General features: G+C 69.5%; 9 protein-coding genes, 1 pseudogene and 1 riboswitch. Of the genes and pseudogenes, 7 read left to right on the forward strand and 3 right to left on the reverse strand.

The features are described from left to right. Positions 1-25: 25 nt before the first annotated feature. Entirely contained in the window at positions 26-1,033 is a 1,008-nt protein-coding gene (ilvC, locus tag NUG21_RS04880) for a ketol-acid reductoisomerase (protein ID WP_242160521.1), read from the reverse strand. 492 nt (positions 1,034-1,525) lie between these two features. Here ilvC and ggt point away from each other — a divergent pair, with 492 nt between their 5' ends. Beyond that, the gene (ggt, locus tag NUG21_RS04885) at positions 1,526-3,247 is read left to right on the forward strand and encodes a gamma-glutamyltransferase (protein WP_263392439.1); all 1,722 of its coding nucleotides are present in this window, start codon (positions 1,526-1,528) and stop codon (positions 3,245-3,247) included. Between the two features lie 22 nt (positions 3,248-3,269). Here ggt and NUG21_RS04890 read toward each other — a convergent pair whose 3' ends face one another. Next, on the reverse strand, positions 3,270-4,850 hold the full coding sequence (locus NUG21_RS04890) for a BCCT family transporter (protein ID WP_263392440.1): 1,581 nt from the start codon (positions 4,848-4,850) through the stop codon (positions 3,270-3,272). A gap of 313 nt (positions 4,851-5,163) precedes the next feature. On the opposite strand from NUG21_RS04890, the gene NUG21_RS04895 reads away from it, so the two are divergent. From NUG21_RS04895 to NUG21_RS04905, 3 genes are all read left to right on the forward strand, one after another. After that, positions 5,164-7,020 carry a methyl-accepting chemotaxis protein gene (locus NUG21_RS04895; protein WP_160945341.1) on the forward strand — a complete coding sequence of 619 codons (1,857 nt, stop codon included), beginning with the start codon at positions 5,164-5,166 and terminating at the stop codon, positions 7,018-7,020. A 218-nt stretch (positions 7,021-7,238) separates the two neighbouring features. Beyond that, positions 7,239-7,339: riboswitch (TPP riboswitch) on the forward strand. A 111-nt stretch (positions 7,340-7,450) separates the two neighbouring features. Continuing rightward, positions 7,451-9,328, forward strand: coding sequence for a phosphomethylpyrimidine synthase ThiC (gene thiC / locus NUG21_RS04900; RefSeq protein WP_263392441.1), 1,878 nt, complete (start codon positions 7,451-7,453; stop codon positions 9,326-9,328). 185 nt (positions 9,329-9,513) lie between these two features. Continuing rightward, positions 9,514-10,179: an ion channel gene (locus NUG21_RS04905; RefSeq protein WP_242082078.1), complete on the forward strand. Its 666-nt coding sequence runs from the start codon at positions 9,514-9,516 to the stop codon at positions 10,177-10,179. Positions 10,180-10,215: 36 nt separating this feature from the next. Here NUG21_RS04905 and NUG21_RS04910 read toward each other — a convergent pair whose 3' ends face one another. After that, positions 10,216-10,443, reverse strand: a complete 228-nt coding sequence (locus NUG21_RS04910) for a hypothetical protein (RefSeq protein ID WP_263392442.1) — start codon at positions 10,441-10,443, stop codon at positions 10,216-10,218. A gap of 130 nt (positions 10,444-10,573) precedes the next feature. Here NUG21_RS04910 and NUG21_RS04915 point away from each other — a divergent pair. From NUG21_RS04915 to NUG21_RS04925, 3 genes and pseudogenes are all read left to right on the forward strand, one after another. After that, a pseudogene (locus tag NUG21_RS04915) lies at positions 10,574-10,717 on the forward strand (winged helix-turn-helix domain-containing protein); the annotation flags it as partial. Positions 10,718-10,937: 220 nt separating this feature from the next. Then, positions 10,938-12,740, forward strand: a complete 1,803-nt coding sequence (locus tag NUG21_RS04920) for a TolB family protein (protein ID WP_263393142.1) — start codon at positions 10,938-10,940, stop codon at positions 12,738-12,740. Positions 12,741-12,860: 120 nt separating this feature from the next. Beyond that, positions 12,861-13,757: a helix-turn-helix transcriptional regulator gene (locus NUG21_RS04925; RefSeq protein WP_242082080.1), complete on the forward strand. Its 897-nt coding sequence runs from the start codon at positions 12,861-12,863 to the stop codon at positions 13,755-13,757. Positions 13,758-13,786: the final 29 nt, after the last annotated feature.

Consider the following 13,786-nt stretch of genomic DNA (forward strand, 5'->3'; position numbering starts at 1 on the left):
TGGAAGCGGGTGGGGGAGCCGCGGGTTACGCGGCCTTGGTGCCGCCGGCGGCCGGAGCGGCAGCGGCGTCGCCGTTGAGCCACACCATCTTGGCGCGCAGCTGCTTGCCGACCGTTTCGATGGGGTGGTCCAGGTCGGCCTGCTTGAACTTCGTGTAGTTCGGCAGGCCGGCGTCGTACTCGGCCACCCAGTTCTTGGTGAAGGTGCCGTTCTGGATGTCGGTCAGCACGTCGCGCATGCGCTCCTTGGTCGCCGCATCGATCACCCGCGGGCCGCTGACGTAGTCGCCGTACTGCGCGGTCTCGGAGACGAACTCGAGCATGCGGGTGATGCCGCCTTCGTAGAACAGGTCGACGATCAGCTTCAGTTCGTGCAGCACTTCGTAGTAGGCGATTTCCGGCTGGTAACCGGCTTCCACCAGCACTTCGAAGCCGGCCTGCACCAGCGACGAGGCGCCGCCGCACAGCACGGCCTGCTCGCCGAACAGGTCGGTCTCGGTCTCTTCCTTGAAGGTGGTCTTGATCAGGTTGGCGCGCGCGCCGCCCAGGCCGGCGGCGTACTCCAGCGCGAACTGCTCGGCCTTGCCGCTCTTGTCCTGGTACACCGCCCAGATGCACGGCACGCCGCGGCCGATCTCGTACTCGCGGCGCACCAGCGCACCCGGGCCCTTGGGCGCGACCAGCACCACGTCCAGGTCGGCGCGCGGCTTGATCATGTCGAAATGCACGTTCAGGCCGTGCGCGAACAGCAGGCACGCGCCCTGCTTCATGTTCGGCGCCAGCACCTCTTCGTACAGCTTCTTCTGCACCATGTCCGGGGTCAGCACCGCGACCAGGTCGGCGTCCTTCACCGCCTCGGCGGGGCTCTTCACCACGAAGCCGTCGGCCTGCGCCTTGGCTTCGGTCGGGCCGCCGGCACGCAGGCCGATGGTGACGTCGAAGCCGGACTCGCGCAGGTTCAGCGCGTGCGCGCGGCCCTGGCTGCCGTAACCGACGATGGCGATCTTGGTGGTGGGCTGGGCGGAACTGGTCATGGGGCGGATGTCCTTGAACGGTGTTGGAGTGAAGGGGGGTCTTGCATTCGCGGTCACTGAAACAAAAAACCCCGCGCCGTTGCCGGTGCGGGGTCTGATCGAATCCTGGCTGCTTGTCGCTTACACGCCGGTTCGTCCCGCACTTGTGGGCGAGGTAATAAGCACGAGTACGAGGAGCGACGCCGCAGCGTCCGCGCGCAGGGCGGCGGGCTGGAGGGTCGACTTCGGGCGGGTGTGGCGCTGCAACATGCAGCGAGATAACCATGGGCTTTGCGCGACTGTCAACTGTGTTGCGGGCGTGCGTGAGCGAATGTGCCGAAAGCCGCGCCAGCGCTGCATGGTTACGCATGAAACGGAGGTGGCGCAGGCGGCGAAAAGCGCCAATTGCGCGGAAATCCGGCCTTTGCCGACGGCGCGCTGTGCACGTGTCCGCGGCGGCGCCGGCCGCACTCGGGTACGGTGGGTGTCCCCTGTTCTTTCGGAGAGCCGCGCATGTCCGTTTCGCTTCCTTCCCTGGCGCGCCTGGCGCTCGCGCTGGCACTGGCGACGTCGGCGCCGGCGCAGGCCGCCGACCGCATCACCGGCCAGCCGTTCGCGACCCGCTCGGAAGTGATCGCCCCGCACGCCATGGCCGCCACCTCGCAGCCGCTGGCCACGCAGATCGCGCTGGAGACCATGCGCGAAGGCGGCTCGGCGGTGGATGCGGCGATCGCCGCCAACGCCGCGCTGGGACTGATGGAGCCGACCGGCAACGGCGTCGGCGGCGACCTGTTCGCCATCGTCTGGGATCCGAAGACGCAAAAGCTCTATGGCTACAACGGCTCGGGCCGCTCGCCGAAGGCGCTGACCCTGGCCGAGTTCCAGCGCCGCGGGCTGAAGGAGATCCCGGCCACCGGCCCGCTGCCGGTGTCGGTGCCCGGCGCGGTCGACGGCTGGTTCGCGCTGCACGAGCGTTTCGGGCGCAGGACGATGGCGCAGAACCTGGCCCCGGCGATCCGCTACGCCCGCGACGGCCATCCGGTGGCCGAGACCATCGCCTACTACTGGGACCGCTCGGTGCCGCGGCTGTCGCAGTACCCCGGCTTCAAGGAGCAGTTCACCATCGATGGCCGCGCCCCGCGCAAGGGCGAGCTGTGGAAGAACCCGAACCTGGCCAACACCTTGCAGCAGATCGCCGACGGCGGCCGCGACGCGTTCTACAAGGGGCCGATCGCGCGCACCATCGACGCCTACTTCAAGGCCAACGGCGGTTTCCTGCGCTACGAGGACCTGGCCAGCCACCATGGCGAATGGGTGGAGCCGGTGTCCACCAACTACCGCGGCTACGATGTGTGGGAACTGCCGCCCAACAGCCAGGGCATCGCCGCGCTGCAGATGCTCAACATCCTGGAAGGCTACGACTTCTCCAAGATCCCGTTCGGCTCGGCCGAGCACGTGCACCTGTTCACCGAGGCGAAGAAGCTGGCCTTCGCCGACCGCGCGCGCTTCTACGCCGACCCGGCGTTCCAGCCGGCGCCGCTGGCGCGGTTGATCTCCAAGGACTACGCCGCGCAGCGGCGTGCGCTGATCTCGATGGATCGCGCGCTCAAGGAAGTGCAACCGGGCACACCGAAGCAACTGGAAGAGGGCGACACCATCTACCTGACCGTCGCCGATGCCGACGGCATGATGGTGTCGCTGATCCAGTCCAACTACCGCGGCATGGGCAGCGGCATGGCGCCGCCCGGGCTGGGCTTCATCCTGCAGGATCGCGGCGAGATGTTCGTGCTGCAGAAGGACCATCCCAACGGCTACGCACCGGGCAAGCGTCCGTTCCAGACCATCATCCCCGCGTTCGTGACCAAGGACGGCAAGCCGTGGCTGAGCTTCGGCGTGATGGGCGGGGCGATGCAGCCGCAGGGCCACGTGCAGATCCTGATGAACCTCATCGATTTCCACATGAACCTGCAGGAGGCCGGCGACGCGCCTCGGATCCAGCACGACGGCTCCACCGAACCGACCGGGCAGGCCACGGCGATGCGCGACGGCGGCGAGCTGAACCTGGAGACCGGCTTTGCCTATGACACCATCCGCGACCTGATGCGCAAGGGTCACCGGGTGATCTTCGCCGACGGTCCCTACGGCGGCTACCAGGCGATCGCCCGCGACCCGGACAGCGGCGTGTACTACGGCGCCTCGGAAAGCCGCAAGGACGGGCAGGCCGCCGGCTACTGAAGCCGACCGCGCGCGGCGGGGTTCATGCCTGTTCGCGGGGCGGCGCCGGGTCGGTGCCGTCGCGCTGCGCCTGCGCGGCCTGTTCGCGCGCGATCCAGGCCTCGATCATGTGCCGCGCGCGCTGCGCCTTGCGGCGTTCGCGGTTGGACTCGGCATCGAGCACGCGGTACAGCGACACGATCACCAACACCATCAGCAGGGCGAACGGCAATGCCGCGATGGTGATCATGCCCTGCAGCGCATCCAGGCCGCCGGCCAGCAACAGCACCGCGGCGATCAGCGCCACCGCCACGCCCCACACCAGCTTGCGCGCCAGCGGCGGGTCGCCGGCCTCGTCGGTGGACATGCTGGCCAGCACCAGCACCGCCGAGTCGGCGGAGCTGACGAAGAAGATCATCAGCAGCAACAGCGCCGCGCTCGACAGCAGCAGCGAGCCGGGCAGGCTGTCGAACAGCGTGAACAACACCGTCTCGTAGCCGTTGTGCAGCGCCTGCAGCATGTCGACGTGACCGAACAACTGCGACCACAGCGCGGTGCCGCCGAACACCGAGAACCACAGGAAGCCGAGCAGGGTCGGTGCCAGCACCACGCCGACGACGAATTCGCGCACGCTGCGGCCGCGCGAGACGCGGGCGATGAATGCGCCGACGAACGGCGCCCAGGCGATCCACCACGCCCAGTAGAAGATGGTCCAGTCCGCCACCCAGCGGCTGCCGGAGAACGGCGACATGCGCAGGCTCATCGTCACCAGCTGGTTGAGGTAGGCGCCCAGCGTGGTGGTGAAGGTGTCGAAGATGAAGCCGGTGGGGCCGAGCACCAGCACCGCGGCCAGCAGCAGCGCCGCCAGGGCCAGGTTGAAGTTGGACAGCCACTTGATGCCGCGCTCCACGCCACTGCTGGTCGAGGCCATGTACAGCACGAAGGCCACCGCGATCACCGCCATCTGCACCGGGATGCCGGCGTGCACGCCGAACACGCGTTGCAGGCCGGCGGCGATCTGGATGGTGCCGAAGCCCAGCGTGGTCGCCACGCCGACCGCGGTGGCGACCACGGCGGCGATGTTCACGCTCTGTCCGATCCAGCCGCGGTGGTGGCGGCCGATCACCGGCTGCAGCATGTCGCTGACCAGGCCGCGGCCGTTGCGGTTGTACTGGAACCAGGCCATCGCCAGGCCGATCAGGCCGTAGATCGCCCAGGGATGCAGGCCCCAGTGGAAGAACGCATAGCGCATCGATGCGCGCGCGGCCTCCATGCTCTGCGGCGCCAGGCCCTCGGGCGGCGCAAGGAAATGCGAGATCGGTTCGGCCGCGCCCCAAAACACCAGGCCGATGCCCATGCCCGCGGCGAACAGCATCGACAGCCAGCTGCCGCGCGAGAAATCCGGTTCGGCGTCTTCGCCGCCGATGCGCAAGTTGCCGAAGCGGCCGAAGGCCAGGTACAGCAGGAAGCTCAAGGTCAGGAACACGATCAGCAGGTACATCCAGCCGGCGCCACGGACCACCTCCACCAGTGCCGCCTGCACCAGCGCATTGAACGGCCCGGGCGCGATGCCGGCGATCAGGACCAGCAGCGCCACCAGGGCGATGGAAATGCGGAACACCATGGGGATGCGTCTCCAGTCGTGGACGGTGGGTGCGCCGGCTTCGCGCAAGCGGGCGGGGAGGCGGGGACCGCGCGTCGCGTCGCAGCGAATCGGGGTGCCGGCGTCCTGCCGGATCGCATCCCGCCGAGCCCTGCGCGACCGCCGTCGTGGCGTGATGGATCCCGATCCTCGCGAGGACGGCGTCATGACCGCGTCGTTGTCGCGTCTGCCGGTCACGCGGCGGCGCATGATGAGGATCCCGGGTTGCGGCGGCCGTGGCTGCGGGAGCAGGGCGGGAGCCGATACCATGGGCGCAGCACCGAGGGAGACGACGATGGCCTTGTTCTCACGCAGTCCGGAAGTCGATGCCGCACCCGCTGCCGGCTTGCCGGACGCCCCGATCGCGCTGCTGCGGCTGGAACCGGACGGCCGCATCAGCGCCGCCAACCGCGCGGCCCTCGACCTGCTGGGAGTGACCGCGCAGACCTTGCTCGGCGCCACCAGCGAGGCGATCTGGGGCCTGCCGCTGACCGCCCTGGTCGACGCCGAAGGCAGTTGGCTGGCGCCGGGAGCCGATCCCACGCGCCGCGTGCGCTACCAGCGCGATCGCGATCGCGGCGGCCAGGGCTGGCTGCTGTCGCTGCCGCATCCGGAAACCGCGGCGCTGCTGCGCGATGTCGCCCTGCTCGGCGCCGGCCAGGCGCAGGGCGCGATCAGCCCGGCGCTGCAGGCGCTGGCGCAACGGATCCACGAGGGCGCGGCCGCGCAGGCGCTGCTGGACCGGGTCGGCGAGCGGCTGACCGGCTGCGATCTGGATCTGGGGCTGCAGACGCCGCTGTCGGCGCAGGAGACCGAGGCAATGCCGGGGCGGCGCCTGTCGGCCGGCTTCGGCAATCTGGCCGAGGCGATCCGCCAGGCGGTGGCGCTGTCGCTGCAGATCGCCGCCGACGTGCCGCACGTGGTCGCCGAGAACGACGAACTGGCGCGGCAATCGCAGACTCAACTGGATGCCTTGCAGACGGTGCTGGCCACCACCCGGCAACTGCTGCAGGGGTTGCACGAGATGGATCGCGACCTGCGCGCGGTGATCGCAGTGGCGGCCAGCGCCGACGACAGCGCACGCCAGGGCGTGGAGGCGGCGCGCACCCTGGGCCAGGCGATGCAGGAGGTGGCGCGGCGTTCGGCGCGCGCCAACCAGGTCATCGAAGTGATCGATTCGGTCGCGTTCCAGACCAACATCCTCTCGATCAACGCCAACATCGAGGCGGTGCACGCCGGCCCGGCCGGGCGCGGCTTCGCGGTGGTCGCCACCGAGATCCGGCAACTGGCCGAACGTGCCGCCACCGCGGCGCGCGACGTGCGCGGCATCATCGGCGAGACCGGTGCGGCCCTGCAGGACAGCGCGGCCTCGGCGCAGCGCACCGAACAGGTGCTGGGCGGCATCGGCGAACTGCTCGGTCGCGCCAGCGCGGCGATGGACGCGGTGGCCGGCCGCATCGCCACCCAGAGCGGGGAGATCGGCGGCATCGACCGGGCCGTCGAGCACGTGGTCGGACTCAGCCGCAGCAACCTGGAGCACGCCGCGCGCGTAGTGCAGCGCAGCGCCGACCTGGCGGCCGGCAGCGAGACCCTGCATGACTGCGTGAACCTGTTCCGCTTGCCGGCCGATCCGATGCGGCAGCCTCGGCATGCGCGGGTGCGCGATCTGGCCAGGGCCGCCGCCGTCGGGATCGGCCAGGCGTTCGAGGCCGCGCTGGCACGTGGGCGCATCGCCGAGGATGCGCTGTTCGCCACCGACTATGTCCCGATCCCGGGTGTCGACCCGCCCAAGTACCGCACCGCCTTCGATGCGCTGTGCGACGAACTGCTGCCGCCGCTGCAGGAGCCGCTGCTGGCCGCGCATCCGTGGATCGTGTTCGCGATCTGCGCGAACGTCGACGGCTACGTGCCGACCCATAACCTGCGCTTCAGCCAGCCGCTCAGCGGCGATCGCGCGCGCGATCTGGTCGGCAACCGCACCAAGCGCATCTTCAGCGACCGGGTCGGCCGCAACGTCGGCCGCCACACCGAGCCCTATCTGCTGCAGGTCTACCGGCGCGATACCGGGCAGATCCTGTTCGACCTGTCGGTCCCGGTGCAGGTGCGCGGGCGCCACTGGGGCGGGCTGCGCGTGGCCTACGTACTCGAGTGAGCGCGCGAGGCGCGCGGTACGCGGGCAAAAAAGCCGCCGGCAGCGCCGACGGTGATGAGAGAGAGCCCTGATGCTTGTGCGAGCAGGCTAGGCCGGCCACGTGGCCGCGGTTTGTCGCCGGCGGCGTGGCGCGTGGCGGTGCTGACACATGCGCATGGCGGCTGTGCCGGCGTTCAGGCGCGCCGGTTGGCGGCCAGCGGCGGAAACGGGTCTAATAGCCGCAGAAGCGGGGGTACCGCCGGCGCAGGCCGCGGTTGAGACAGTCCCTTCGAACCTGATCCGGTTGATACCGGCGTAGGGAAGCTTCGCAAGTCCGCCGCGGGCGCCTGTGCGCACGTGGCGGGCCCGCGCCGCCGCTTCGTCCGAGATGCGAGTCCGCTCGCACCCGTCCCGCCTCCGCCGCGGGTCACTTGAACCAGGACGAACGCCGATGAACGCCGTACCCAATCCGCTGCAGCAGCAGACCGATACCTTGTCCGCGGCGGTGACCCGCCCAATCCCCGGCTCGCGCAAGATCTTCGTGCAGGGCTCCCGCGCCGACCTGCAGGTGCCGATGCGCGAGATCGCGCTGACCCGCACGCCCACCGTGTTCGGCGGCGAGGAGAACGCCCCGGTCACCGTCTACGACACCTCCGGGCCCTATACCGATCCGCAGGCACGGATCGATCTCGGCGCCGGCCTGGCGCCGTTGCGCGCCGCCTGGATCGCTGAGCGCGGCGACAGCGTCGCGCTGGCCGGGCTGAGTTCGCAGTTCGGTCGCGCGCGCGAGGACGATGCGCGCCTGCAGGCGGTGCGCTTCCCAGCGCGGCGCCTGCCGCGGCGCGCCCGCGATGGCGCCAACGTCACCCAGATGCACTACGCGCGGCGCGGCATCGTCACCCCGGAGATGGAGTTCGTGGCGATCCGCGAGAACCAGCGCCTGCAGGACCTACACGATGCGCAACTGCGCGTGCAGCACCCCGGCGAGGGATTCGGCGCCGCCATCCCGCAGCAGATCACGCCCGAGTTCGTGCGCGCGGAAATCGCCCGCGGCCGCGCCATCCTGCCGTGCAACATCAACCACCCGGAAAGCGAGCCGATGATCATCGGCCGCAACTTCCTGACCAAGATCAACGCCAACATCGGCAACAGCGCGGTCAGTTCCGGCATCGCCGAGGAAGTGGAGAAGCTGGTGTGGGCGATCCGCTGGGGCGGGGACACGGTGATGGACCTGTCCACCGGCAAGCACATCCACGAGACCCGCGAATGGATCGTGCGCAATTCGCCGGTGCCGATCGGCACCGTGCCGATCTACCAGGCGCTGGAGAAAGTGGATGGCCGCGCCGAGGAACTGACCTGGGAGATCTTCCGCGACACCCTGATCGAGCAGGCCGAGCAGGGCGTGGACTACTTCACCATCCATGCCGGGGTGCTGCTGCGCTACGTGCCGCTGACTGCAAAACGCGTCACCGGCATCGTCTCGCGCGGCGGCTCGATCCTGGCCAAGTGGTGCCTGGCGCACCATCGCGAGAACTTCCTCTATACCCACTTCGAGGACATCTGCGAGATCATGAAGGCCTACGACGTGGCCTTCTCGCTGGGCGACGGCTTGCGCCCCGGCTGCATCGCCGATGCCAACGATGCTGCGCAGTTCGGCGAACTGGAGACGCTGGGCGAGTTGACCAGGATCGCCTGGAAGCACGACGTGCAGACCATGATCGAAGGCCCCGGCCACGTGCCGATGCAGTTGATCAAGGAGAACATGGACAAGCAGTTGCGCGAATGCGGCGAGGCGCCGTTCTACACGCTGGGACCGCTGACCACCGACATCGCGCCTGGCTACGACCACATCACCTCGGCGATCGGCGCGGCGATGATCGGCTGGTTCGGCACCGCGATGCTGTGCTATGTCACGCCCAAGGAGCATCTGGGCCTGCCCAACCGCGCCGACGTGCGCGACGGCATCATGGCCTACAAGATCGCCGCGCACGCCGCGGACCTGGCCAAGGGCCATCCCGGCGCGCAGGTGCGCGACAACGCCTTGTCCAAGGCGCGCTTCGAGTTCCGTTGGGACGATCAGTTCCATCTCGGCCTGGATCCGGAGAAGGCACGCGAGTTCCACGACGAGACCCTGCCCAAGGACGCGCACAAGCTGGCGCACTTCTGTTCCATGTGCGGGCCGCATTTCTGTTCGATGAAGATCACCCAGGACGTGCGCGACTACGCCGCCGAACGCGGCGTCGACGCCGAGGCGGCCTTGCACGCCGGCATGGCGGAGAAGTCGGCGCAGTTCCTGGCGGCTGGCGCGCAGGTGTACCGCGCCGAGTGACTCACAGCGGTCGGCGGCGCGGTCCGCCGACCGCTGACGTGGCCCGGTGGCCCCGTGCGCCTGTGCACCGCCACGCCTGGAGTGCTCACGTGCACGACAGGTGCGGCGTGCGTCCGAGGTCATGACCACGGCGCCTTGCGGGCGCACATTTATGATGCGCGCTGGGTCGCCACAGGGAATGTCTCATGCTGCGCTACGCGTTCGCGCTGCGTCGCCATCCGTCCGCACTGTTGCTTGCTGTGCAACTGCTGGGCGTGCTGCTGTATCCGTGGATGGAGGACACCGCGGCCGGACGCGCGCTGTTCGGCGCGTTCGGCATCGTGGTGCTGGCGCTGGCGTTATGGGTGGTCAACCGCGGGCCGTCGGCGCTGTGGATCGCCTGCTGCCTGGCGCTGCCGTCGGTGGCGCTGTCGATCGCCGCGGCCCTGCTCGGCAACCCGGCGATGACCGCCTGGGCGCAGTTGCTGGAAAGCCTGCTGTACTTTTATACGGCCGGCAGCCTGATCGCCTACATGCTGCAGGACCACGTGGTGACCCGCGACGAGCTTTATGCCGCCGGCGCCACCTTCACCCTGCTGGCCTGGGCGTTCGCGTTCGTCTTCGCGGTGTGCCAGCAATGGTGGCCGGGCAGCTTCACGGCGGCCGTGGACGCGGCCTCGCCGCGGACCTGGATGGAATTGCTGTATCTGAGCTTCAGCGTGCTGTCGGGCGTGGGCTTGAGCGACGTGGTGCCGGTGCAGCCGTTCGCGCGGGCACTGGTGATGATCGAACAGTTCGCCGGGGTGATGTATATCGCGCTGGTGGTGTCGCGGCTGATTGGGCTCAGCGTCACGCGTCACATGAAAGCGTGAACGCGGCGTAAAAAAAGCGCGCCCAGGGGCGCGCAGTCATGGAGCGATTATGTGAATTGCGTCGGCGGAGAGAGAGCCTGAATGCGTCGTCGCGGTGGCAACGGCGACGACTAGAGTAGAATCCGACGACAGGTCGCGCTTGACGGTATCCGCCGCCTCGTTTTGCCGAGTTTGCTCGTTGGCCTCCACTGCGGGCCACCCGTGGCTGCGTCGCCGCCGCATCTGCGACACTTCCATCACGGCGTTTTCTTTGTTGTCCAACATGGTTTCCTCATCGTTCGCCACCCCGACGCTTCCGCAACGGATGCAGGTCGGCGATTGCCTGGTGCTGCTGTCCTTGCGGGAAGTGCATGCGCCACGCGCGCGCCGACCGCAACGGCTCACGCCCAAGGCGATGAGCGTGCTGCGGGTGTTGCTGGCGCAACCGGGCCAGGTGGTGGAGCGCGAGGCGTTGTTGGCGCAGGTCTGGCCGGACACGCAGCCGACCAACGATGTGGTGACCCAGGCCATCACCCAGTTGCGCAAGGCCTTCGCCGCAGGCGAGCGCGGCGAGGCGCCGGTGTACATCGAGACCCTGGCCAAGAGCGGCTACCGCCTGGTGGCACCGGTGCAGGCCTTGCCTGATGTCGAGGCCGAGGTCGAGACGGAGGTGGTGGCGGCCTCGACGACGGACGCGGACGACGCCGCGGCGACGGCCGCCGCCAGCGTGCCGGCGGCGCCTGCCGCCGTGGCTCGCCGCCGCCGCCGGTGCGGCCGTCATGCTGGTTCTGGCGCTGGCCTGCTGGTGGTGGTTCGCCCGCGAGCCCGTGCCTGCCGACAGCGCCGAACAGGAGCGGGTGCTGGGCAGCCCCAAGCGGCCCTATCGGTTGATCACCGCCACCTCCGGATTCAAGCTGGAGCCGGCGCTGTCGCCGGATGGCGCGCAGGTGGCCTATGCCGCGCGCGCCATCGGCAGCGACGGCACGCAGTTGCTGGTGCAGCCGACCAGCGGCGGCGCCGGCAGTACCACGCCGCGCTCGCTGGGCGTCCCGGCGCGCGGCGAGTCCGACCGGCTGCCGGCCTGGTCGCCCGACGGCACGCGCATCGCCTTCGCCCGCCTCGGCGCGGAGCGGCAGTGCCGGGTCATGCTGGTGCAGGCCGACGGGCGCACGCCCGCGCGCGAGGTCTCGCGCTGCGACGACAGCGAATTGCTCAGCTTCGACTGGACCCCGGACGGCCATGGGCTGGTGTTCGGCAGCATGCACGGGCGCTCGGCCGTGCGTGGCATCCGCGTGCTGGATCTGGGCAGCGGCCGCTGGACGGCATTGGATTATCCGGTCGCCGCTGGCGATTTCGATTACGCGCCGCGCTACTCGCCGGACGGCAAGTGGATCGCCTTCGTGCGCAATCCGCAGATGGGCGGGCTGTGGCGGATGCCGGCCGCAGGCGGCACCGCCGAGCCGCTGACCCATGAATTCGCCGAGATCCGCGGCTGGGACTGGGCGCGCGACGGGCGCGGCATCGTGTTCGGGCGCCGCGTCGATGGCGAGACCCGGCTGTACCGGCTGGACACCCAGACCCGGCGCCTGCGCGACCTGGGCCTGAGCGATGCGCAGGCGCCGCGCCTGGCGCGCGACGGTGGCAGCCTGGCGTTCGTGCACCGGCGCCCGCAGTTCGCCGTGTACCGCATCCCGGCCGGCGCGGCGGATGTGCCACGCGAGCGCCAGCGGCTGTTCGCCTCCACCGGCCGCGACGGGCAGCCGAGCATTGCGCCGGACGGACGCCAACTCGCCTTCACCTCTGATCGCGACGGCAGCTATTCGCTGTGGTGGGGCGACGTGACCCAGCCGGCCTCGCTGCGGCTGATCGAGGGCGTGCGCCCGGAAACCCGGCAGCCCCTGTCTTGGTCGGACGACAGCCAGGCGCTCCTGGTCAGCGGCCGCGATGCGCACGGCGCGTCGGCGATCTACGAGGTACGGCCGCAGTCCGGCAGCGTGGCGGCCCTGCCGGTGCCGGCCGGCGAGCCGCTGCAGGCGCTGTACACCGCCGATCCCGGGCAATTGCTGGTGCTGCTGGGCGAGAGCGGGCGCACCCGCCTGCAGCTGTACGACCGGCGCGCCGTGCCGTGGCGACCCTTGGCGAGTTTGCCGGACGTGTCCCAGGTCCGCACCGATCCCGCCACCGGGCAGATCCTGTTCACCCGGCTCGCACGCAGCGGCCTGTGGCGCGCCGACGCCAGCCTGGACTTGGACAGCGTGCGTGCCGTGGACGACACCCTGCCATCGCTGTGGCGCTACCGCAGCTGGGCGCTGGGCCCCGATGGCGCGGTACATTACCTGTTCCAGACCGGCGAATGCGCCAGCCGCCTGGCGCGGATCGGCGGCGGTCTCGGCGCCAGCGTGTGCCTGGACCGCGACCATTTCAGCGCGGTCAACGGGTTCAGCATCGACCCGCGCAGTGGCGACGCCTATGTGTCGCTGGCGATCGAAGACGGCAGCGAGATCGGCTTCATCCGGATGCACGAGCAACCGGAATGGTTCTCGACCATTTCGCACAACTGGTTGATCCACAAGGACATATAGGTTTCGTAAGTTGTTCGTAAGGGCGTCGTGGCGATTTCGGACAAATATCGCCAGGCCTTCCTGACCTCTCGCCACATTCGGCAAAGACTGCGCACCGGTTTACGTCAAACAGGTGCTCGGATGCGGCAATCTTTCCTGGTCGATCATGGACAACAGCTGGTACTGGACGCGGACGATGCGCCGACCGGTCCCGCCTGCCTGGGCGCAGCCCGACTGGCCAGCGTGCAGGCGTCGGCGAACGCCTTCACGGTCTGGCTGCAGTTGCGCGGCAGCGCCTGGATCGAGGCCAAGGAGGGGCGTTTCGCCTTGCGCCGCGGTCAGTGGCTGGCCTTCGAACGCGATTCGCGTCCCCTGCTGCAGACCGACCGCGACGGCCTGTGCATCGGCCTGAGTCTGGACGGTGAGGCGCTGAAGGCCTTGGGGCGCATGGCCGACGAGACCCTGTATGCCGGGCGCGGCGAGCTGTCGTTGCGCGAGACGCGCACCGCGCTGCGCTTGTGGCGGCAGGCGGCGGCGAGACCGGGCGACGCCTTGGCGATGCGGCCGGTGCTGCTGCATCTGGCGTCCATGCAGGGCGAGTTGTCGCGCCGCGTGCAGCGCTGTCCCGGGCGCTCGCGGATGCGCAAGCGCCAGGTGTTCGGGCGCATGCAGCGCGCGCGGCTGTATCTGGACGGCCATCGCGACCGCGTGGTGCGGATCAGCGAACTGGCCGAACTGACCAACTTCTCCGGTTGGTACCTGTCCAAGACGTTCCAGAGCCTGTACGAGGAAAGCCCGCAGGCGCTGTCGGCGCGCCTGCGCCTGGAGCGTGCGGCGGATCTGCTGCGCGAGACCACGATGATGATCGGCGAGGTGGCCGCGGCCAGCGGGTTCGACAACTGCTGCAGCTTCGCGCGGGCGTTCCGTGCGCGTTTCGGGGTCTCCGCCTCGCAATATCGGCATGGCACTACCGTGCCGCCAGAATCGGCAAAGTCTGCGAGCGGCAGCGGCAAAGCAGCCGCGCTCACCGGAACGTAACGTGCCGAGGGCGTCTTAACACGCCCCTA

It is taken from the genome of Xanthomonas sp. CFBP 8445 (assembly GCF_025666235.1).
Lineage (GTDB): Bacteria > Pseudomonadota > Gammaproteobacteria > Xanthomonadales > Xanthomonadaceae > Xanthomonas_A > Xanthomonas_A indica.